Below are 19,684 nucleotides of genomic sequence, written 5' to 3'. Positions count from 1 at the left end.
AACCGCTTCCGGCCGTGGCTTGCTTTGTCTGTTATTTATATGCGAACCAATTACTTCACCAACCCGATCTCGCGGTAATATTTCTCCGCGCCCGGGTGCAGCGGAACCGGGCTGCCCTTGAGCGCATTGTCCTTCGTGATTGCCTTGCCCGCTGCATGCGCCGCCACCAGCTTGTCGAGGTTCTCCCACATGCTCTTGGTCATCGCATAGACGACATCGGCGGGCACGCCTTCATGAGTCACCAGGAAGTTCTGCACGGCGGCTGTCTGGACCTCGGTGTCCTGGCCTTCATAAGTCTTGGCCGGTACGGTCGCGGCCTGGTAGGCCGGGTCGCCCACCTTGGCGATGACGTCCGCCGGGACCGGCACCATGACGATCTTCACCGATGTCGACAGGTCGCGCACCGCGGCGACGCCGAGACCGGCGGAGATCAGCGTGGCGTCGAGCTGGCGGTTCTTCATCAGTTCGACCGACTCGCCGAACGGCAGGTATTCGACCTTGCCGAGATCCTTGTAGGTCATGCCGGCGCCTTTGAGGATGGCGCGCGCATTGAGCTCGGTACCGGATTTCGGCGCGCCGACGGCGAGGCGTTTGCCTTTCAGGTCAGCCAGGGTCTTGATGCCGGAATCGGCGCTGGCGACGATCTGGATGTAGTTCGGATAAATGCCGGCAACGCCGCGCAGCTTTTTGAGTGGGGTCTTGAAGCCCGCTTCCTCGTTGCCCTTCCAGGCATCGGAGAGCGAGTCGGCCAGGGTGAAGCCGATTTCTCCACGGCCCGCCTGCAGCAGGTTGAGATTCTCCGCGGAGGCCTTGGTCGCTTGTGCCGAGATTTTTGCCTCCGGCATCGCCTTGCCGTAAATCTGGGTCAGCGCCACGCCCATCGGGTAGTAGACGCCGCTGGTGCCGCCGGTAAGAACGTTCACGAATTTCTGCTGCGCCTGGACCGGCGCGCTGGCCATCAAGGCGATGCCGGCGACGGCGAAAAAGTGACCTAGCAATCGATTGATCATGTTTCATCTCCTGTGGTTGTTATAGGAAGCGAACGCTTCCGCGCCTACCATTGTAGTGGCTTTGGCGGGCGTCGTGCCCCACAGGGGAGAAACGTCAAGTCACCAGACGAAGGGTGATCTTCCTTAATACGAACCGGCGGCGCCGTGCTTTACGCAGAGGAGGCCGCAGGCCGCGCACGCTCCACCGGCTTCCACCGTTTCAACAGCAAGGCATTGCTGATCACGCTCACCGAACTAAACGCCATGGCCGCACCGGCCACAACCGGGCTGAGCAACCCGAATGCCGCCAGCGGAATGCCGATCAGGTTGTAGATGAAGGCCCAGAACAGGTTCTGCCGGATCTTGCGGTAGGTGCGGCGCGAAATATCGATTGCATCGCCCACCAGCGCCGGGTCGCCGCGCATCAGCGTCACGCCGGCCGCGTGCATTGCGACGTCGGTGCCGGTCGACATCGCGATGCCGACGTCCGCCGCCGCGAGCGCGGGTGCGTCGTTGATCCCGTCGCCGACCATCGCAACCACCTCGCCGGCGCGCTTGAGTTCGGCTACCTTCGCCGCCTTTTCACCCGGCAAGACCTCGGCGATCACCTGCCGGATGCCGAGCGCGCTACCTACGGCGGCGGCGCTGCCGCGGTTGTCGCCGGTCAGCATCACGGTATTCACACCGAGCCGGTGCAACCGGTCGATGGCCTCTTTCACGCCGGGCTTGATGCTGTCGCCGAATGCGATCAGCCCAAGCAGGCGCGGCTGGTCGCCGACATCGGCCAGCCAGGACACGGTTCGCCCGGCAGCCTGCAGCTGTTCCGCGCGCTCCCGCAACGCCTGCAGCGGGATGTTCAGTTCCTGCATCAGCCGCGTGCTGCCCAGTCGCAGGTCCATGCCGTCGACCGTCGCCGCCAGCCCGCGCCCGGGCAAGGCTTTCAGGCCGGACACCGGCAATGCCGTCACGCCTTCCGCCCGCGCAGCGTCGACAACTGCCTTTGCCAGCGGATGCTCGCTGCCGTGCTGGATCGATGCCGCGAGCCGGAGCAATTCTTCGCGCGTGATCCCGGCCGGCGCCATGTCGGCCACCACCGGCCTGCCCTCGGTCAGGGTGCCGGTCTTGTCGAACACGACGGTGGTCACACCATGCGCGACTTCCAGCGCTTCGGCGTCCTTGATCAGGATGCCGTGTTTCGCGCCGATGCCGGTGCCGGCCATGATCGCCGTCGGCGTCGCCAGGCCCAATGCACACGGACAGGCGATCACCAGCACCGCGACCGCATTGATGAGGGCGGTCTCGAAGCCGGCGCCGGCAATCCACCAGCCGGCGAACGTGGCCAACGCGATCAGCAGCACCACCGGCACGAAGACGGCGCTGACCTTGTCGACCAGTCGCTGGATCGGCGCCTTGGCCGATTGCGCGCTCTCCACCAGCCGGATGATGCGCGCCAGCGTCGTCTCTGTACCGACTGCACCGGTCCGCACCAGCAGCAAACCATCGGCATTGATCGCACCGCCGGTTACCTTGTCGCCGGGATGTTTCGGGACCGGCAGGCTTTCGCCGGTAATCAGCGATTCGTCGGCCTGGCTGTCGCCTTCGACGATGATGCCGTCGACCGGGATGCGTTCGCCGGGACGGATCACGACCAGGTCGCCCAGCCGGACCGCATCGACCGCGATGTCGGTATCGACGCCGTCCCGACGCACGCGGGCGGTGTCAGGCCGCAGCACCTGCAGGGCGCGTATCGCCGATGCGGTCTGGCGCTTGGCACGTGCTTCCAGCCATTTGCCGAGCAGCACCAGGGTGATCACCACCGACGAAGCCTCGAAATACAAATGCGCTGCAGCGCCGTCGCGGCCGGCCCACAACTGGTAGACGCTCAGGCCGTAGGCGGCGCTGGTGCCGAGCGCGACCAGCAGGTCCATGTTTCCGGTGCCGGCCTTGACCGCCTTCCATCCGGCCTTGTAGAAGCGCGCGCCGAGCCAGAACTGCACCGGTGTCGCCAGCAGCAGTTGGATCCACCCGGGCAGCATCAGGTGCACGCCCGCGAGTTCCAGCGCCATCGGCACGGTAAGGGGCAGCGACAGCAGGGCGGCCAGCACGACATGCCGCCCGCCGTTGTCCTTCGGCCTGTTGATCTCCGCCGCGGTGCGGCCGGCCTTGTTGACGGATGCGTGATAGCCGGCTTTTTCCACCGCGCCGATCAGGGTCGCAACAGGCACGCCCCTGCCTGCGGTGACGCGTGCGCCCTCGGTGGCGAGATTGACGCTGGCCGCCGATACGCCTTCCACCTTGCGCAACGCCTTCTCCACCCTGGCAACGCAGGAAGCGCAGGTCATTCCTTCGATGTTCAGGTCGAATTCTTCCTGCGCCACGGCATAGCCGGCTTTCTCAACCGCCGCCTGCAACGCGGCGACATCGACCGACGGATCGGCGACCACGGTCGCGGACTCGGTGCCGAGGTTGACATTCGCCTCCTGTACGCCGGGTACCCTGGCAAGCGCTTTTTCCACCCGCATTACGCAGGATGCGCAGGTCATGCCCTCGATGCCGACGGACAATGTATGCCGGCGCGCCTCGGTGCCGGGTAATTCAAGTGTCGTGTTCATGGCAATTCTCCTTGACGATCCATGACTGGTTCATCGTCAGTGTGGGTCTTCCCATGATGGGAAGGTCAAGCATTGCGCATAAATACGCTGACGCCATCGAACTGGTTTCCGCAGGCAATGGTGATGTCGATCGCAATCATGTTCCGGACCGCATATTGTCGAACGGATAATCTTTCCTTACACTGCCGGGCACGGGAATTTCCTCATCCCGATTCCGGCAATTTTCCCTTTTCCCAAAGGATTTCCATGATACGACCTGTCGTTCGCGCAATCGTGCTCCCGTTGCTCGTGTGCTTCGCGGCCACTCTTCCGCAGACCGCGGTCGCGGAAGACGGGCCTGTCCGGCAACGGCTGAAGGAGCGCATGATGCAGCGCCAGCAGGAAAAGGACGGGCAGGACATGGATGCAGTGATCACCAGGCCCGGCGACCATGAATTTACCATTCGCCATGACGGGCTCCAGCGGCAGTACCGCGTCCATGTGCCGGCGGCATACCGTCCCGCAACGCCCATGCCGCTGCTGGTGGCATTGCACGGCGGCGGCGGCAACATGGATTTCCAGGCCGACGATGAACGATACGGCCTGATCGGCAAATCGGAAAGCGCAGGATTCATCGTTGTTTTCCCCAACGGATACAGCAAGCGGAACAGCGGCAGGCTGGCGACCTGGAATGCAGGTGCCTGCTGCGGTCCGGCGCGCGACGAAAACATCGATGACGTCGGCTTTATCCGCCGCATCGTTGCAAACCTCTCCCGCCAGATGAATATCGATCGCAAGCGCATTTACGCCGCCGGCATGTCCAACGGCGGCATGATGTCCTATCGGCTTGCATGCGAGATGTCCGATGTGTTCCGCGCAATCGCACCCGTCGCCGGCACGGACAATACCACCGGCTGCCATCCGAAACGCCCGGTCGCGGTCCTGCACATTCATGCGCGGGACGATTCCCATGTGCTCTTTAACGGCGGAGCCGGTCCCGGCGTCCCGCGGAGATCGGCGGTTACGGAATTCGCATCGGTACCGGAGACGACGGCCAAATGGGCGAGCCTGAACGGCTGCGCAGCCCCGCCGAAACGCATTGTTGAAGTGCCCGGCGCCTATTGCGACCTGTATGCGGCATGCAAGGCCGGGACGGAGGTGCAGCTCTGCGTCACCGAGACCGGTGGTCATTCATGGCCGGGCGCAGGAAAAAGCCGTGGCGATACGCCATCGCAGGCCATTAATGCCAACGACGTGATGTGGGAATTCTTCAATCGGCAATGACGATCGACGGTCGATCAAGAAATGAACGTTGGCCTCCGATAAAACGGGTTGGCCGACACGTATCGGCAGCCTGCCGGCGACTTCTTGGGCTGTCTGTTGCAAGCCATTCGATGACCTTTCCCGTGTCGGATCGATCCGACATCCCCGCCTGTCAAGGTTGACAGTTTTACCCCTAAGTACCGATTTCGAAGTTGACGCGTTATTGCTCAATGGCAATAGTGAAGGCAAGCGCACGGCTTTCTCATGCCCGCAGGTTCGCAGGCCGCCGCGGAAAGTCATGCGCCGTCCGGACCGGACACAAACCGCAGCGCCGGCCGGGACGGAAACTGACCATCTCAACATCCAATAAAAAGGGAATCCTGCATGAAAACAACGGAAACCAAACCGGTTCAAAAAAAGATCGTTGCATCCGGCCTGCTGATGCTGGGAATGGCATTCATGATGCCGCCGGCCTTAGCCGCCGACCCGCTCCCGCCGGCCCTGCAAAGCAAGGTCGATCACTACAAGCAGAAAATGGCCGAGTGGGCTGCCGATCCGGGGATCGTGGCCGCCGTCAAGGAAGCCAACGCGAAGGGAAGCCTTGCCGGCATGTCCAACAGCAAGTGGCTGGAGGTCGACGAGAAAAGCCCGGCCTCCCAGGCGTTCACCACCAGCAAGGCCGGCCTGCTGGTGAGGAAATGGGAGGAGGACAAGCAGGTCAATAAACTGGTCGTCCGCGATGAAAAAGGCAACCTGGTGGCCGCCAGTACCAAGCCGCTTCTGTACAACAATGCAGTGCGGCCGGTGTACATCAACGCGATGAAAGGCCAGCCGTGGTCGGCGGGTAATATCGCACCCGATCCCACCACGCAGGTCAAAAGCGTGCAGGCATCCGTCCCGGTCATGGATGGCGGCAAGGTGATCGGCGTGATGCACGCCGGCATCACCAGCGAGTAGTTCGCGCCCGGCCACGCGCATCCGCGCGTGGCTTTCCCCTAATCGGAGATATCGATGAAACTCATGGAGTCCTTGAGGGTAGGCCCCCGGCTCGCCATCGGTTTTGGCATCGTGCTGGTCCTGATGCTGATCCTGACCGGCGTTGCGATCAGCCGCATGTCATTTATTCGCACCAGCCTGGACGGGATCGTGGAGGGCGACGCAGCCAAGCTGCGGCTGGTGAACTCGATGAGAGACCTGGTCCGATATCAATCGGTGACCGTGCGCGACGTGGTGATGCAGGATGATTTCGCGTTCAAGAAGAAGGAACTGGCCTTGGCGAGGCAGGCAAAGGAAACCTACCATGCGACGGTCGAAAAGCTTGAAAAGCTGGACATCGGGCCGCAGGAAAAAGCCATTCTTGCCAAGGTCGCCGCCATCGATGCCCGGGTGCGGGAGGCGATGGACAAGGCGATCGACATATCGCTGAGCGGCGACCAGGCCGAAGCCGCCAACATGATCCGCGACCAGGTGCGGCCGAGCCAGATCGAGCTCATGGCCGCGCTGGATACACTGCTTGAACACGTGGAGGCGGGATCCAGAAGCGCGGCCGCCGAAGCGGGGAACATCTACAAGGGCGCGGTGACGTTCATGACGATACTGGGTGTCGTTGCGCTGCTGGTCGGACTGGTCGCCGCCTACGAAATCACCCGCGGCTTGCTCAGGCAGCTTGGCGGCGAACCGGCATACGCCGCGAAAATCGCCAACCGGATCGCGGCGGGAGACCTGGCGGTCGCCGTCGACATCAAGGAGAACGATCGTGGCAGCCTGCTGTTCGCAATGAAGGAAATGCGTGAAAGCCTGGCCCGCATCGTCAGCGAAGTGCGCAACAGCACCGAGACCATCAATACCGCTGCGGGCGAAATCGCCACCGGGAATTTCGATCTGTCCTCGCGCACCGAGCAGCAGGCAAGTTCGCTGGAGGAAACCGCTTCGTCGATGGAGGAGTTGACGTCCATCGTCAAGCAGAACGCCGACAATGCCCGGCAGGCCAACGGGCTGGCGACCGCCGCGACCGATGTCGCGCGAAAGGGCGGGGAAGTGGTATCGGAAGTGGTAGGCACGATGGGAGCGATCAATGATTCGGCGAAGAAGATCGTCGACATCATCGGCGTCATCGACGGCATCGCCTTCCAGACCAACATTCTGGCCCTGAACGCGGCGGTCGAAGCGGCGCGCGCGGGCGAACAGGGCAGGGGCTTCGCCGTCGTGGCAACCGAAGTGCGCAACCTGGCGCAGCGCTCGGCGGCGGCGGCGAAGGAAATCAAGGCACTGATCGGCGATTCGGTGGACAAAGTCGACGCCGGCGCCCGGCTGGTGGACCAGGCCGGCGCCACGATGAAGGAGATCGTTGGCAGCGTCAAGCGCGTCAACGACATTATCAGCGAGATCGCTTCAGCCAGTGAGGAACAGGCTGCCGGCATAGAACAGGTCAACCAGGCAATCACGCAGATGGACCGGGTCACCCAGCAGAATGCGGCGCTGGTGGAGCAGGCAACCGCTGCCGCCGAATCGATGCAGGAACAGGCGGGCAACCTGTCGCAGATGGTCAGCGTATTCAGGCTGGATGCAATGACGGCGCAAATGCCCCCAGCCCGAATCCATCCCGCCGACGCTGCTGCCACGAAGGGCCATGACCTCGCGGCGAAACTGCCCAATAGAGCAGCGCCGCAATCCATCCAGAAACAACCTGCCCGGCTGAAAAAAATCGATAACGCGCCGGCGCCTGTCACCGCGGATTGGGAAGAATTCTGATGCAGGCCATGCCTGCAAGCGGTCCGCAATCCCGGCGCGGGCCGCTTGAAAATGCGGCAGGCCGACCGGCAGATCCAATACGCAACAAATCGATTTCAATATCGATATCAAAGCCGGCATTTCGCCTGTCAAGCTTGACAGGAGCGAAGCAAATTCGACGATATCAAGTTGACGCAAGACCTTGCGATGCCAATAGTACGGGCAAGCACATGACGCTCATTTTGTTGTAAGCCGCCTGGGCGCTTGCCGAACATCCCCTGCCTGCGATGGCTCGGGCATATGCGATCGACGATGTGTTGTTGCATTGCGTGCTTTTGATCGAGAGGTTGAATATGACTACCAAAACACCGCTTCGCGAGCTTGATGCCGTCACCGGCGAACGGTCGATTTCCCCAGACCTCGGCCCTCGTCCTGACAAGGAAAGCGCTGCGCCGGCGGCGTGCAACATCTTCTGGAATGCCGGCCGCGTTTCCCCGCTGGACCGGCAGCAGCAACTTGGGCATCGTCCGGCGACGGTCTGGCTGACCGGCTTGAGCGGCGCCGGCAAGTCCACGATCGCATACGAGCTGGAACTGATGTTGCTGGCGGAAAAACGGCCATGCTACGTACTGGACGGCGACAACCTTCGCCATCATCTGAATCGCGATCTGGGATTTTCCACCAAGGACCGCCGCGAGAACATCCGCCGTGCGGCGGAGGTGGCCCGGCTGATGAACGAAGCGGGCCTGATCGTCATTACTTCCTTCATATCTCCCCGCAGAGACGACCGCGAGATGGCACGCGCCATCATCGGCGAGGAACGCTTCCTCGAAGTGCACGTGAGTACGTCGGCACGCGTATGCGAATCGCGCGACCCGAAAGGGCTCTATGCAAAAGCCCGCGTGGGCCAGATTCCCGACTTTACCGGCGTCTCATCGCCTTACGAACCGCCGGCGGCGCCCGCCCTCGAACTTGATACAGGAAAGATCACCCCTGACGAGGCGGCGCGTGCCCTGCGCAACTGCCTTGCAAACCATCTCGGAAGATCACAATGAATCCACCGAGCACAGGGACCGTTCCACTAACGGCATCGGGATTGCACGCCTATGATGTTTTCAACGGCGATGCAGATGGCATCTGCGCCCTGCATCAACTGCGCCTGGCACACCCTCGGGAAGCGACGCTGATCACCGGCGTAAAGCGCGACATCGAACTCCTGAAACGGATTCCGCCCGGCGAGAAGGCGGACGTGACGGTGATGGACATTTCACTGGTGGCCAATGCTCCGTCGTTGCTGCGCATCCTCCGTGACGGCGGGCAGGCTATCTACTTCGACCATCATTCCGGCATCGGTTCATTTCCGCATGCGCGCGTGACGCTGCACTGGGACGATTCACCGGATGTGTGCACCAGCGTCCTCGTGGACCGCTACCTGAACGGCAAGTGCCGCGAATGGGCCGTGGTTGCCGCCTTCGGCGACAATCTCGCCGCGGCGGCGCATGCGCTGGCTGCCACGATGGGTATTGACCGCGAACGCCTGCAGAAACTGGAAGAACTTGGGCGCCTGATCAACTACAACGCCTACGGTGAACGGGTCGAGGATTTGCATGTGGCCCCGGACATCCTCTATCGGATGCTCCGCCCTTATACCGATCCGCTCGACTTCATCCAAGGCTCGGACCAGTTCCGCTTGCTGTCCGAAGGATATCGCGACGACACGGCACGCATGCGGACGCTGTCCCCCGCGAGCGAAACCGACGGCGGGGCAATCTACCTGCTTCCCGATGCTCCCTGGGCCCGGCGGATCTCGGGAACGCTCGCCAACAAGCTGGCATCCGGCGGGACCTCCCGTTCCTATGCGGTTCTTACCGAGCGGAGCAACGGCGGTTATGTCGTCAGCGTCCGATCGGGGCAACCGGAGCTGCGCAGTGCAAATCGACTATGCGAATGGTTCCCCACCGGCGGAGGAAGAAAAGCCGCGGCAGGAATCAACTGCCTTGCGGCGGCCGACCTGGAAAACTTCGCGAAAGCATTTCACGAATACTTCGCACCGGCCTGCGCGGACGCTCTGCCAACGACGACACATGTCCAATAACACCGGACAGCCGGTCATCCACCGCGGCGAGGACATTCCTCTGGTCGCGCTGTGGTGGATGGTCCTGCGCATCGCGAGCACGAGCTTCGGCGGCTTCATGGCGATGATTTCCGTCATACAGAATGTGGTGGTCGAACGCCGCAAGCTGCTATCGGATGAAGAGATGCTGAACGGCATTTCGCTTGCATCGATATTGCCGGGCCCGACTGCCATCAATGTCGTCGCCTACATCGGCTACCGCTTGCGCGGCGTGCCCGGTGCGGCCATCTGCGTGTGCGCAGCGGTGTTGCCAGCGTTTGTGCTGATGGTGGCGCTGAGCATCGCTTACTTCCACTGGGGCTACGGTGCGGCGATGAGCAGGGCCTTTGCCGGCGTGGTCCCGGCGGTCGCGGCGATCGTCGCCGTTGCGGCATTGCGCATGTGCCGTACCGCAGTAAAAAGGCCGCTCGACATCGGGCTGGCCGGTGGCGCGGCAATGGTCCTGCTTGGAACAGGCGGTGTGGCAGCCACACTGTCGGCGATGGCGCTGGCCGGCGTTGCGGGATACTTCTATCCCGCCAATGTTTCCGGCAATGTTCCTGACAATGACGGCCAATCAGTGCGGGAAGGCAGTTGCACCACGCTTGCCGCTGTCCTGTCCGTCGCCATGGCGACGCTGCGGGCAAATGCCGGGCTTCTGGCGCTGATGGGGATTCCTCTGGCAGTTGCAACAGCGCTGGGCAGGGAAAGTGGCCTTCTGGCAAGCCTGTTCGTTGTCTTCGCGGGCCTGAGCATGCTGATGTTCGGTGGCGGCTATGTGTTCATTCCGCTGTTTCAGCAAACCGTTGTACAGGGACACGGCTGGGTGACGCAGCAGGAATTCATCGATGCCATTGCGCTCGGCCAGGTGACGCCGGGGCCGGTGATGATCAGCGCCGCTTTCATCGGCTACAAGATTGCCGGTATCGCCGGCGCCGCTGCAGCCACGATCGGCATGTTCGCTCCCACGGCAGCTTTGGCGGTGTTGTGCGCGCGGCTTGTGTCGGGCATTCGCGCATCCGTTCGCCTGCATGGGGCATTGGGCGGCGTGCGCGCGGCGGCATCGGGGATGGTGTGTGCGGCGGCGATTCTGATCGGAAAGTCGGCCGAACCGAATTGGCTGTCCGTTGCCCTGTTTCTGCTTGCGGCGCTTGTGCTGACGCGCTCCCGGATCGAGGCGGTCTGGGTTGTCCCTGCGGCAGGACTGATCGGTTATTTCGCTTTCTGACAAAGCCGGACGGATGAGAACCCGGCTTGTCCCGCCTTTGCCGTTTCCCTAACGCCGCATTCATTGATTCTCAGGAGAAGATTCGCTTATGAACACAAGCAAGCAAACCACGGCCGCCAGGTCGGCCGCATCCCGGCCACGTCCTGTGCTGATGATTCCGGTGCGGCGATGCGGCAGCCATGCCTTGAGGCTTCGGCTGAATTTCAATCCGCAGTTTTTCTCACCGTATCCGCTTCATATCGTCGATTTCATGCCGCTGGTACCGCTCTACGGCGATCTGGCCGACGATGAAGCGTATTTCCGCATGGTAGTCGACGTCGTTGGCCTGCAGGCCGCCAGCATGGTGAAATGGCCGGATATCGCATTCGATCCGGTCGACCTGTTCGAGTCCATCCAAAGTGAACCGCGCAGCGTGCACCGGATCGTCTGGGAGATGCTGCTGCGTGCAGGCGAGCGCAATATGGCCGGGGTGGTGATGGACAAATCGCTTGACAGCGTGCACTACGCCGACGAGTTGATGCGCCTGTTTCCCGACATGCGATTCCTGAATGTCGTGCGCGATCCGCGCGCGCAGGTTGCCTCGATGAACAAGGCCATCATCCACGAGTTCGATACGCTGCTCAATGCCCGTATCTGGGTCGATGCGCACCGCAGCGCATGCGATCTCCTGGCGCGCCACCCGGAGCGCGTACTGACGATCCGCTATGAGGACTTCCTGTCCGACCAGGAACAGACGCTGATGAAGGTGTGCGCGTTCTTCGGCATCGAATTCCTTCCGCAGATGCTGGATGTGACCCGATCCGCCGAGGCGAACCAGATAGCGAAGCTGTCCGCGTTATGGGTGTCCAATTGTTTCTCGCCCATCGCGGCGAATGCGGACAAGTTCAAGAAGCAGCTTTCGATGGACGATATCGAAATCATCGAAACGATGACGCGGGAGTACATGCGGCTTTACGGATATGAAATGATGACGGATGCATGCGCGACGGTAGACGAGGATATGCTCAGGACAGCGCATGCGCGCTCCGGCATGGCCAAGGACATCGCATGGCGCGAACTCCAGGCGAATAATTTTCGCGACTATACGCTGCGTCGTTACAGGGCGGACTATCTCGCTCGGGTGCGGGCCGGCCTGGAGGCAAATCAGCCCAAGGTCGGGCCAGTGACGGTCAGTGCAGCCGCCTGATCTTTTGCGCTTCGCTGGCCCCGGATGAGGATGACAGCAGGGCACTGCCAGCCGTCGGGCCGGTGAAGACCTGTTGAAACAGGAGCGATACGGCGCTATATGAGCAATCCGAGCGCCGCAGCTTTTACCGCCGCCTGTGTCTTGTTGCAGGTGCCGAGCTTGGTGACGACGTTGTTGATATGGAAGTTCACCGTGCGCTCGGAAATCGACAGGATCTGCGCAATTTCGTAAGCGGTTTTTCCTTCCGCCGTCCAGCGCAGTACCTCCCTTTCGCGCAGGGTGAGGGTGATCTGCGTTTCCGGCGCCAGCTTTGGCGTAAGAAGATTGGCCATTGCAGCGTGGGTATATTGGGTAAGCCAGGACATCTTCGTCTGGTTTTCCGCCAACTCCGCCGCGGTCAGCGGATCGGCGCTGCGGGCCAGTGTCAGCAGACCGACTGCGCCGTTGGGACCGCGTGATGCCTGGGCCCACCCGACCTGCAATCCCTGGCTTCGTGCCTCGTCCCACATATCCAGCGCCGAGGCGAACAATCTGTTTGACCAGACGATGGGCAGGGTCGACCTGAACGCATGCTGTACGGTCGGATCGATCTGCAGATAGCCTCGCTCTTCGTAACATCGCTTCCAGCGTTCGGAGTAGTTGCTGAACATTGCGACGCTCGGACGCGAAATCGGCACGGGCATCTTGATGCCGTACGCACAGTATTCGAAACCCAGCGACCTGGCCATGTCGGCCACGCACTTGAACAGGTCCTGCTCGGACTGAACTTTTAGTAGCGCATCGAAGGGGTCTTCCTTCCAGTTCTCCACTGCTCGTGCCTCCATCACATCCTCTCCATGCATGTCGCCAACGTCATTTTTCTCATTCGCTTCGTCTGTAGCATCCGCCGTAGATTTGGTTAAGTCAAGCGCCCAACCGGGAGTAACAAGTGCGGGAACCGACACGATAGCGCACAAAACACTGTTGTAATTTACGACTTGTATTCCTGTGCGATGGCCCGCGATGGCTTTGTAGTGAACAGCGGAATTGTGCGGGACATAATTGGAAAATATCAGCATGCCTGACATGCCGCAGCGGCAAGAGCGCCCTTGTCAAATCTAACAGTCGTCAGATTCAATTGTGTCGCATAGACTTCATTCACAACCACCGGTTTGTTTAATCCAACCCCGATAACTTCTATATCAACCCTCATTACCGACTTACGTGAGCTCCTACTTGCAACCTGCCCGGTACCAACGGCGTGCACCGACCCTGTCGCCGGACGGTTATATTCGCATGCAGTTCGCATGCCTTGCCAAGCTGCCCATCGTGCATCTCTACTCGGACAGTGATCCTGCATTTTTACAGGAGCTGAAAGCGCAAACCGTGTCAGCCCGTATTGCCGGATTTTGCGAATGGCAGAGTGAAACCGATCCTGCTGTTTCGCTCGGCTGGGGCTGGTTCATTCACAGCCAGTCAGACCGCATGATGCTCGCCCCGGATCCTGTCCGAAGCAATGTGATGCTGATCGACGCGCAGGGATACGACCTGGGTCAGAGGCAGACAGCAAACCTTTTTTACGCCTGGCTCGGCGAGTTCGATTGGCGCGGCCCTGTCGGCGGCTTTCTTAACACCGCATTCCCCGCCTGTTAACTCTGTCAGTTACTAAACTCTTGGTGCGGCGTTGTAATGGTTGCAAGCAAACAACCTGTCCAGTCGCCATGCAAACCACTTCCGGAAAGTCAAAGGACCTGACGCCAGAATTCGAGACCGCCCTTGCACAATACCGTCATAAGATATTCATCGAGCGGCTTGGTTGGTCACTCCCTGTTGACGAGGGCCTGGAGCGCGATCAGTTCGATCACCCGGAAACCATTTACGTCGTCACCCGTGAATCCGACGGTGCGATTTGCGGATGCGCGCGCCTTCTGCCTACTACCGAGCCGTATTTGCTGAGTGAAGTGTTCCGCCACCTGATGGACGGCAAGCCGATACCGAGGTCGCGCGATGTATGGGAACTGTCGCGATTCGCCGCCGCCAGCGTCAATCCCGATTCCACCATCGACACGGCACTGAATACCCGTGCCCTATTGGCGGAAGCGGTTCGTACCGCCGCCGGGCAGGGTGCGAAGCGCCTCATCACCGTATCGCCGCTTGGTATCGAACGCCTGCTGCAACGCATGGGCGTACACGCGCATCGGGCCGGCCCGCCGATGTTTGCGGAGGGCAAGCCGATTTTTGCCTGCTGGATCGAGATCGATGACCAGACGTTGAGCGCACTGCATATTCCGTCTGGCCAAGCCCTTCGAAGCACCAGCATGTTGCAGGCAGTCGATCGCATTCTTGCCGCCGTGGTCGATTCCGGACTTGCAATGAATTCGCGGCATGCCTGAACGTCGCCATGCTTCCTCGCAAATCGTGCGTCAGCGTACGATGCCGCTTGCCGGAATGTACGCGCGATCAAATGCCTCCTCTCGACCGTTCACCTTTGCGCCGATATTAGCGGCAGGACATGCTACCCGGGCGTGATCTGTTCCAGTTTCACAAACCTGCCGGCCTGCTCAGTCATCGCGAATGGCGTTGTCCTTTTGATCTTCTAATTCTTGTCATCTTCCCCCGGTTTTTCCGCTAAGCTGCTGTTATGAAGGTACAGGTTGCATGCATGGAGTCGTGAAGCCGGCTTCCGCTGCCTTGCATCGTCCTTCGCGCCGCGTACGGGCGACTACCGGTACGAGGCAGCAGGCAAATACCCAGGATGAATCATCAGTTCCGCGGACTGATCAAAGGTGAGAACAATGGCAAAGAAAGAAAAGCTGGATCCGGAAACGGCCGCATTGATCCAGTGGTGTACTGAAGTCGAAGGCTTCCTGGTCGCCGGCGGCGCCACGCTGGCGCAGGCCCAGGAACACATCGAAGAACAGGTGGAGTGGTTTACCGACATGTTCTATGAAGGCATGACGCCCGAAGCGGCGGCTAAGGCTGCATTGAACTGAGTAATGATGATCGATGATGCGCCGGCGGTATCGGAAAGGTTAACTTCCGCGCAAAGGATCAAGCAAATGCCGCAATGCGTTATGGTCCAGTTCATACATCAGCGCCAGCAACTCGCCCAGTTCGCCACCAGGGAAACCCTCGCGCGCAAACCAGCCGAGATAGTGGCCGGGAAGGTCTGCAAGCAGCCTGCCTTTGTACTTCCCGTAAGGCATCTCACGGTCCAGTAGAAGCTGCAGGTGTTCCGGTTTCATAGTCGTCTGCTGATGCGATGAATGTGATTTGATGTGGTGCCGGAAAATGGCTTGATGGAGGCTGACTCACGAAGGCAACCCAGCCTGTCCGAGAGGCGCCAAACGGCGTTATTTTCGCACGGCCATGGCTCTTCGATCGGGGCGAAGTCATTCATGACTTCATAATGCATGCTTGCGGGCGACGAGCGAGAGCCAGGATTTCGGCGATGTGCCGGGTTTTCCTTGAACTCCCGGGCAAACGCCGGCTGGCTGCCGTAACCGACATCAAGACTGACTCGTTTTATCGGTTGCTCCTTCGTCAATAGCGCCTGCGCCATCCGGATGCCTGGGCTTCGCCTGCCTTTTACAGTAAAAGGCGGTGTTTGGGAAGAGGTTAAGGCAACGCTTGCCTGAATACTTAACGCTTCAGTATTCGTTCCTCGGGACGCGATGAGTTCGCATGGCGCGCCGCATCAGGACGATGCGGCTTCTTCCATATACACAAGTTCCCAGATATGCCCGTCGAGGTCCTGGAACGCATGCGCATACATGAAGCCATGGTCCTGCGGGTCGCTGAACGTGGTGCCGCCGGCGGCGACCGCCTTGCGTACCATGTCGTCCAGTGCCGAACGGCTTTCCGACGACAGGCATACCAGCACCTCGGTGCTCCTGCTGGCATCGCAGATTTCCTTCGGCGTAAAGGTCTTGAACTTCGCCTCGGTCAGCAGCATCACGAAGATATCGTCGCTGATGATCATGCAGGTGGCCGTGTCGTCGGTGAACTGTGGATTAAAGCTGAAGCCGAGGCTGGTGAAAAACTTCACCGATTTATCCAGATCCTTGACGGGTAGATTGACGAATATTTTTCTGGACATGTTTTCTCCTTGCGTTTTATCTGTTTCAAATTGATATACCGTATTCCAGTCTTGACACCGCCGCGGACTGGACACGTTACCGCCAACAGGAATCCTAATACCGCGGGAGCCCAGAGAAGTGGCGTCCTCCGGTCCGGCCTCCCGGATTCTCTCATGCAGCATCCGGCGTCAGACGCGTCAGCGCAAGAACAACCGGAACAATTCCGCAAGAGAATTCACCCCGAGCTTCTCCCTGATGCGCGACCGGTGAAATTCCACCGTCTTGACCGTGACACCCAGGCTTTCCGCGATCACCCGCGTCTGCCTGCCTTCCAGCACCAGGTCGAGGATTTCGCGTTCCCGTTCCGTCAGCTCGGCAAGTCGCGGATTGGATGTGACGGTCAGCTTGTCACCTGACGGCGCACCGCCGCTGCGCCGCTCCATGTCGTGCTTGAGGGCTGCCAGCACGACCGGGATCAGCCGCGGTGAATCGATCGGCTTTTCGATGAAGTCGAACGCGCCGTCCTTCATTGCGCGTACCGCCATTGGCACATCGGCATGGCCTGTAAGAAAAACAACCGGGACATCGAGGCGCCTGCTGCTCAATTCCTTTTGCAACGCGAGTCCGCTCATGCCAGGCATCCGGATATCGAGTACGAGGCAGCCACCGAGTTCGAGCCGGTAGTTTTGCAGGAAAGATCCGGCCGACGGGAAGGTTTCCACTTTCAGCCCCGCGGCGCGGAAGAGCATGCTGAGTGCATCGCGCACGGCGGCATCATCGTCGACGACGAAGACGGTTTGTTCGAGTTTAGGCATATCGTGATACCGCAAGATGAGGGAGCGTGAACCGGAATGCCGTCTCGTTCTCCGCCGTCCGGCAGTAGGCGAGCTGTCCGGCATGCGCTTCGATGATCGACCGGCAGATGCACAGGCCGAGCCCGAGCCCCTGCGATTTTGTGCTGAAGAAGGGGGTGTAGAGCCGGGCTTCATCCGCTTCCGAAATGCCGGGGCCGCTGTCCTTGACGCATACCGTGATCGAGGTGCCCGGTTCGATGGCGGTGCTGATGGATACCCTGCGTGCCGTCGAGCGCGGGTCCTGCACCGCGTCGATCGCATTGCGCAGGAGGTTCACCACGACTTGCTCGATCAATGTGCGGTCGAACATGATTTCCAGGGCCTTGTCCGCAAGGTCGATTTCAAAACTGATCGCCGCATTCTGTAGCTCGATCTCCAGTGCCTGCACCGCCTGCACGACGATATCGTTGATGTTGCAGTGTTCAAGACTAGGTGCGCGGCGGGTCAGGAAACTGCGGGTGCGGTCGACGATCTGGCTGGCCCGGATGGCCTGGACCCGGCATTTCTCAAGGGCGGCGATGACCTCGTCGATTTCCGGTTCGCTTTTCGATAGCAGCATGATGGAGGCATTGTTGTAGGTGGCGATGGCCATCAGCGGCTGGTTGATCTCATGGCCGAGCATGGAGGCGATCTCCGTCAGCACCGATGAACGGGCGGTGTTGTGCACCATCTCCTCGTGCTGCCGTTTCAGCGCCAGCGCCTGCTTCTGTTCGGTGATGTCCATGAAAATCCGGAGCGTCACATGCTCGTTGTTGACCCACCGGATGGGCGTGGACTGGATCAGGTACCAGTGGCCGGTCTGCTCGTCCCGCGCTTCCTGGTAGGTGAACTGCGCGGCGGTGCCGGTGGAGACGTTTCGCTGGCGGCCGGCGTCGATGAAGGTCAGACGGGATTCGAAGGCCGCAACGGATTGCGCATTCACCTCCGCCGGCACCATCTCCGTGCAGTACTGGTTCGCGTACAGCACCTTGCCGTCGGTTCGATTGGCGACGTAGATGCCTGCCGAGAGGCCGTTCAGCACATGCAGGAAACGCGCATCCGCCTGTGCAAGCGCCCCGCGCAGGCGATGCAGCAGCATCACGAAAATGACGAACGTGGCGGCGAGCAAAAAGCCTTCCCAGTAATAGAACATCTCGCGCGAATAAATATGATTGGGACTGAAGCTCACACCCCAGCACGCCACGGCCGCGACCGATACCGACAGCCCGGACAGCATGCCGCCGGACCATGTGGCGAGCGCGATCGGCAACATGTAAAGAATGGCAAGACGGATCTCGTATCCGGTCCGGTAGTCGAGGACCGCGATCAGGATAACGAGCGCGAATGCCACCAGCGCGCCATGCAGCTTGTTGCCCACTGCCCAATGCCAGAGCGGGTTTGCCGGGAAGAATGCCCGGCTGCGTGTTTGCGAAATGTTCATTTCAATGTCTGGTTGTATCGCCAAACCTCTGGCGTTGCTGCGTATGTCACCGGCTTTCTGCCTTGAAGCGGAAGAAACATTACACCAGGCCCTGCCCAATCGCCCTCAATTCGTACTACTACGTAGCCATGAACTAGGGGTAACCCTAGTCGGCATTCGGTGATCGACTCCTATACTGCGACGCTGACTCAAGCCCTATGCGAACGCAAGGAATTTTGCATGAAAAAGGGATGAGAAATTGGTACGGATACATGTGTTGACCGACCGATATCGCAATCACAGGAGACGCAGATGCACCTGCTTTTACAATTATCCAAATGGATCGATGTGCTTGGCGACCGCCTCGGGCGCGTCGCCAACATCATGATCCTTCTCTCGTGCGCCATCAGCGCGACCAATGCCCTTGCCCGGTACGGTTTCAACCTCAGCAGCAACTCGCTGCTGGAGGTGCAGTGGTATCTGTTCGGCGCCGCGGTCATGCTCGGCGCTTCCTATACCTTGCAGAAGAACGAGCACGTAAGGGTGGACCTGGTCTATGGCCATGTTCCGCAGCGCGTGCAGTACTGGATCGATATCTTCGGCATCATCTTCTTCCTGCTTCCCGCATGCCTGCTGTTTGCCTGGCTTTCCTGGACCACCTTGTTCCTGCCGTCCTGGCAGGTGATGGAGCAATCCGGCAACGCAGGCGGCCTGGCCCGCTATCCGATCAAGTTCATCGTTCCCGCCGGCCTGCTGCTGCTTGCCGTGCAGGGCGTTTCCGAACTGATCAAGCGCATCGCCGCACTCAAGGGCCTCGTGCAACTCGATTCCAAGTATGAAAGGCCGGTCCAATGATTCCCTTAGAGTATATGCCGCCGCTCATGTTCGGCGGTCTGATTGTATTCATGCTGATCGGCTTTCCGGTGGCATTTTCCCTGATGGCCCTCGGGCTGTTCTTCGGCCTGATTTCCATCGAACTCGGTTTCTTCGGGTCGCAGTTCCTGCAGGCGGTGCCGCAACGTATCTTCGGGGTGCTGTCGAACGACCTGCTCCTTGCGATTCCCTTCTTCACCTTCATGGGCACCGTCCTTGAAAAGTGCGGCCTGGCGGAGGACATGCTCGATTCGATGGGGCAGCTGTTCGGCACCGTGCGCGGCGGCCTCGGCTATTCCGTCATCCTCGTCGGCTTCATCCTCGGCGCCATCACCGGTACGGTTGCTGCCCAGGTGATCACGATGGCGATGATTTCGCTGCCGGTGATGATGCGTTATGG

The 19,684-nt window shown here is 60.5% G+C and carries 20 protein-coding genes; 12 read left to right on the top strand and 8 right to left on the bottom strand.

The features are described 5' to 3' along the window. Nucleotides 1-50 precede the first annotated feature (50 nt). The gene (locus V7080_RS05110; RefSeq protein ID WP_334187329.1) at nt 51-1,010 is read right to left on the bottom strand and encodes a TAXI family TRAP transporter solute-binding subunit; all 960 of its coding nucleotides are present in this window, start codon (nt 1,008-1,010) and stop codon (nt 51-53) included. Between the two features lie 149 nt (nt 1,011-1,159). Continuing rightward, nucleotides 1,160-3,601: a heavy metal translocating P-type ATPase gene (locus V7080_RS05105; RefSeq protein ID WP_334187328.1), complete on the bottom strand. Its 2,442-nt coding sequence runs from the start codon at nt 3,599-3,601 to the stop codon at nt 1,160-1,162. Between the two features lie 246 nt (nt 3,602-3,847). On the opposite strand from V7080_RS05105, the gene V7080_RS05100 reads away from it, so the two are divergent. The 7 genes from V7080_RS05100 to V7080_RS05070 all read left to right on the top strand — a co-directional run bounded on the left by V7080_RS05100 (nt 3,848) and on the right by V7080_RS05070 (nt 12,100). After that, nucleotides 3,848-4,864: an extracellular catalytic domain type 1 short-chain-length polyhydroxyalkanoate depolymerase gene (locus V7080_RS05100; protein WP_334187327.1), complete on the top strand. Its 1,017-nt coding sequence runs from the start codon at nt 3,848-3,850 to the stop codon at nt 4,862-4,864. 363 nt (nt 4,865-5,227) lie between these two features. Further along, nucleotides 5,228-5,800, top strand: coding sequence for a GAF domain-containing protein (locus V7080_RS05095; RefSeq protein ID WP_334187326.1), 573 nt, complete (start codon nt 5,228-5,230; stop codon nt 5,798-5,800). Nucleotides 5,801-5,854: 54 nt separating this feature from the next. Further along, nucleotides 5,855-7,594 carry a methyl-accepting chemotaxis protein gene (locus V7080_RS05090; RefSeq protein ID WP_334187325.1) on the top strand — a complete coding sequence of 580 codons (1,740 nt, stop codon included), beginning with the start codon at nt 5,855-5,857 and terminating at the stop codon, nt 7,592-7,594. Between the two features lie 332 nt (nt 7,595-7,926). After that, on the top strand, nt 7,927-8,628 hold the full coding sequence (gene cysC / locus V7080_RS05085) for an adenylyl-sulfate kinase (protein ID WP_334187324.1): 702 nt from the start codon (nt 7,927-7,929) through the stop codon (nt 8,626-8,628). Then, nucleotides 8,625-9,668: a hypothetical protein gene (locus tag V7080_RS05080; RefSeq protein WP_334187323.1), complete on the top strand. Its 1,044-nt coding sequence runs from the start codon at nt 8,625-8,627 to the stop codon at nt 9,666-9,668. The genes cysC and V7080_RS05080 overlap by 4 nt, the downstream gene beginning before the upstream one ends. Continuing rightward, nucleotides 9,658-10,914: a chromate efflux transporter gene (gene chrA / locus V7080_RS05075; RefSeq protein ID WP_334187322.1), complete on the top strand. Its 1,257-nt coding sequence runs from the start codon at nt 9,658-9,660 to the stop codon at nt 10,912-10,914. The genes V7080_RS05080 and chrA overlap by 11 nt, the downstream gene beginning before the upstream one ends. Nucleotides 10,915-11,002: 88 nt before the next feature. Next, nucleotides 11,003-12,100: a sulfotransferase family protein gene (locus V7080_RS05070; protein WP_334187321.1), complete on the top strand. Its 1,098-nt coding sequence runs from the start codon at nt 11,003-11,005 to the stop codon at nt 12,098-12,100. Between the two features lie 95 nt (nt 12,101-12,195). Here V7080_RS05070 and V7080_RS05065 read toward each other — a convergent pair whose 3' ends face one another. Further along, nucleotides 12,196-12,924, bottom strand: a complete 729-nt coding sequence (locus tag V7080_RS05065; RefSeq protein ID WP_334187320.1) for an autoinducer binding domain-containing protein — start codon at nt 12,922-12,924, stop codon at nt 12,196-12,198. Between the two features lie 379 nt (nt 12,925-13,303). On the opposite strand from V7080_RS05065, the gene V7080_RS05060 reads away from it, so the two are divergent. From V7080_RS05060 to V7080_RS05050, 3 genes are all read left to right on the top strand, one after another. Next, nucleotides 13,304-13,732, top strand: coding sequence for a DUF4902 domain-containing protein (locus V7080_RS05060; protein WP_334187319.1), 429 nt, complete (start codon nt 13,304-13,306; stop codon nt 13,730-13,732). Between the two features lie 68 nt (nt 13,733-13,800). Further along, complete coding sequence (locus tag V7080_RS05055; protein WP_334187318.1) at nt 13,801-14,472, top strand: acyl-homoserine-lactone synthase; 672 nt, start codon at nt 13,801-13,803, stop codon at nt 14,470-14,472. 402 nt (nt 14,473-14,874) lie between these two features. Next, entirely contained in the window at nt 14,875-15,072 is a 198-nt protein-coding gene (locus V7080_RS05050; protein ID WP_334187317.1) for a hypothetical protein, read from the top strand. A gap of 39 nt (nt 15,073-15,111) precedes the next feature. On the opposite strand, the gene V7080_RS05045 is transcribed toward V7080_RS05050, so the two are convergent. The 5 genes from V7080_RS05045 to V7080_RS05025 form a co-directional block, all read right to left on the bottom strand. Next, entirely contained in the window at nt 15,112-15,324 is a 213-nt protein-coding gene (locus tag V7080_RS05045; protein WP_334187316.1) for a DUF3820 family protein, read from the bottom strand. Continuing rightward, complete coding sequence (locus V7080_RS05040) at nt 15,321-15,641, bottom strand: hypothetical protein (RefSeq protein WP_334187315.1); 321 nt, start codon at nt 15,639-15,641, stop codon at nt 15,321-15,323. Before V7080_RS05040 ends, V7080_RS05045 begins: the two co-directional genes overlap by 4 nt. Nucleotides 15,642-15,776: 135 nt before the next feature. Further along, a complete protein-coding gene (locus V7080_RS05035) occupies nt 15,777-16,178 on the bottom strand; it encodes a VOC family protein (RefSeq protein WP_334187314.1) in 402 nt (133 codons plus the stop codon). A 177-nt stretch (nt 16,179-16,355) separates the two neighbouring features. Next, nucleotides 16,356-16,973 carry a response regulator transcription factor gene (locus V7080_RS05030; RefSeq protein WP_334187313.1) on the bottom strand — a complete coding sequence of 206 codons (618 nt, stop codon included), beginning with the start codon at nt 16,971-16,973 and terminating at the stop codon, nt 16,356-16,358. Further along, nucleotides 16,966-18,432 carry an ATP-binding protein gene (locus tag V7080_RS05025; protein WP_334187312.1) on the bottom strand — a complete coding sequence of 489 codons (1,467 nt, stop codon included), beginning with the start codon at nt 18,430-18,432 and terminating at the stop codon, nt 16,966-16,968. The genes V7080_RS05030 and V7080_RS05025 overlap by 8 nt, the downstream gene beginning before the upstream one ends. A gap of 291 nt (nt 18,433-18,723) precedes the next feature. On the opposite strand from V7080_RS05025, the gene V7080_RS05020 reads away from it, so the two are divergent. Further along, on the top strand, nt 18,724-19,266 hold the full coding sequence (locus V7080_RS05020) for a TRAP transporter small permease subunit (protein WP_334187311.1): 543 nt from the start codon (nt 18,724-18,726) through the stop codon (nt 19,264-19,266). Beyond that, the coding region (locus V7080_RS05015; RefSeq protein WP_334187310.1) for a TRAP transporter large permease subunit at nt 19,263-19,684 on the top strand (422 nt) is incomplete at its 3' end. The genes V7080_RS05020 and V7080_RS05015, both read left to right, overlap by 4 nt.

Source organism: Noviherbaspirillum sp. (assembly GCF_036846085.1).
GTDB lineage: Bacteria > Pseudomonadota > Gammaproteobacteria > Burkholderiales > Burkholderiaceae_D > Noviherbaspirillum.
This window is presented reverse-complemented; position numbering and strand designations above follow the sequence as displayed.

What these genes read in the sequence shown, in the direction of transcription:
- V7080_RS05105 (WP_334187328.1), bottom strand. Translation starts at nt 3,601, where the DNA reads ATGAACACGACACTTGAATTACCCGGCACCGAGGCGCGCCGGCATACA.
- V7080_RS05025 (WP_334187312.1), bottom strand. Translation starts at nt 18,432, where the DNA reads ATGAACATTTCGCAAACACGCAGCCGGGCATTCTTCCCGGCAAACCCG.
- V7080_RS05035 (WP_334187314.1), bottom strand. Translation starts at nt 16,178, where the DNA reads ATGTCCAGAAAAATATTCGTCAATCTACCCGTCAAGGATCTGGATAAA.
- V7080_RS05095 (WP_334187326.1), top strand. Translation starts at nt 5,228, where the DNA reads ATGAAAACAACGGAAACCAAACCGGTTCAAAAAAAGATCGTTGCATCC.
- V7080_RS05110 (WP_334187329.1), bottom strand. Translation starts at nt 1,010, where the DNA reads ATGATCAATCGATTGCTAGGTCACTTTTTCGCCGTCGCCGGCATCGCC.
- V7080_RS05080 (WP_334187323.1), top strand. Translation starts at nt 8,625, where the DNA reads ATGAATCCACCGAGCACAGGGACCGTTCCACTAACGGCATCGGGATTG.
- V7080_RS05020 (WP_334187311.1), top strand. Translation starts at nt 18,724, where the DNA reads ATGCACCTGCTTTTACAATTATCCAAATGGATCGATGTGCTTGGCGAC.
- V7080_RS05030 (WP_334187313.1), bottom strand. Translation starts at nt 16,973, where the DNA reads ATGCCTAAACTCGAACAAACCGTCTTCGTCGTCGACGATGATGCCGCC.
- V7080_RS05040 (WP_334187315.1), bottom strand. Translation starts at nt 15,641, where the DNA reads ATGGCGCAGGCGCTATTGACGAAGGAGCAACCGATAAAACGAGTCAGT.
- V7080_RS05065 (WP_334187320.1), bottom strand. Translation starts at nt 12,924, where the DNA reads ATGGAGGCACGAGCAGTGGAGAACTGGAAGGAAGACCCCTTCGATGCG.
- V7080_RS05100 (WP_334187327.1), top strand. Translation starts at nt 3,848, where the DNA reads ATGATACGACCTGTCGTTCGCGCAATCGTGCTCCCGTTGCTCGTGTGC.
- V7080_RS05070 (WP_334187321.1), top strand. Translation starts at nt 11,003, where the DNA reads ATGAACACAAGCAAGCAAACCACGGCCGCCAGGTCGGCCGCATCCCGG.
- chrA (WP_334187322.1), top strand. Translation starts at nt 9,658, where the DNA reads ATGTCCAATAACACCGGACAGCCGGTCATCCACCGCGGCGAGGACATT.
- cysC (WP_334187324.1), top strand. Translation starts at nt 7,927, where the DNA reads ATGACTACCAAAACACCGCTTCGCGAGCTTGATGCCGTCACCGGCGAA.
- V7080_RS05045 (WP_334187316.1), bottom strand. Translation starts at nt 15,324, where the DNA reads ATGAAACCGGAACACCTGCAGCTTCTACTGGACCGTGAGATGCCTTAC.
- V7080_RS05090 (WP_334187325.1), top strand. Translation starts at nt 5,855, where the DNA reads ATGAAACTCATGGAGTCCTTGAGGGTAGGCCCCCGGCTCGCCATCGGT.
- V7080_RS05055 (WP_334187318.1), top strand. Translation starts at nt 13,801, where the DNA reads ATGCAAACCACTTCCGGAAAGTCAAAGGACCTGACGCCAGAATTCGAG.
- V7080_RS05050 (WP_334187317.1), top strand. Translation starts at nt 14,875, where the DNA reads ATGGCAAAGAAAGAAAAGCTGGATCCGGAAACGGCCGCATTGATCCAG.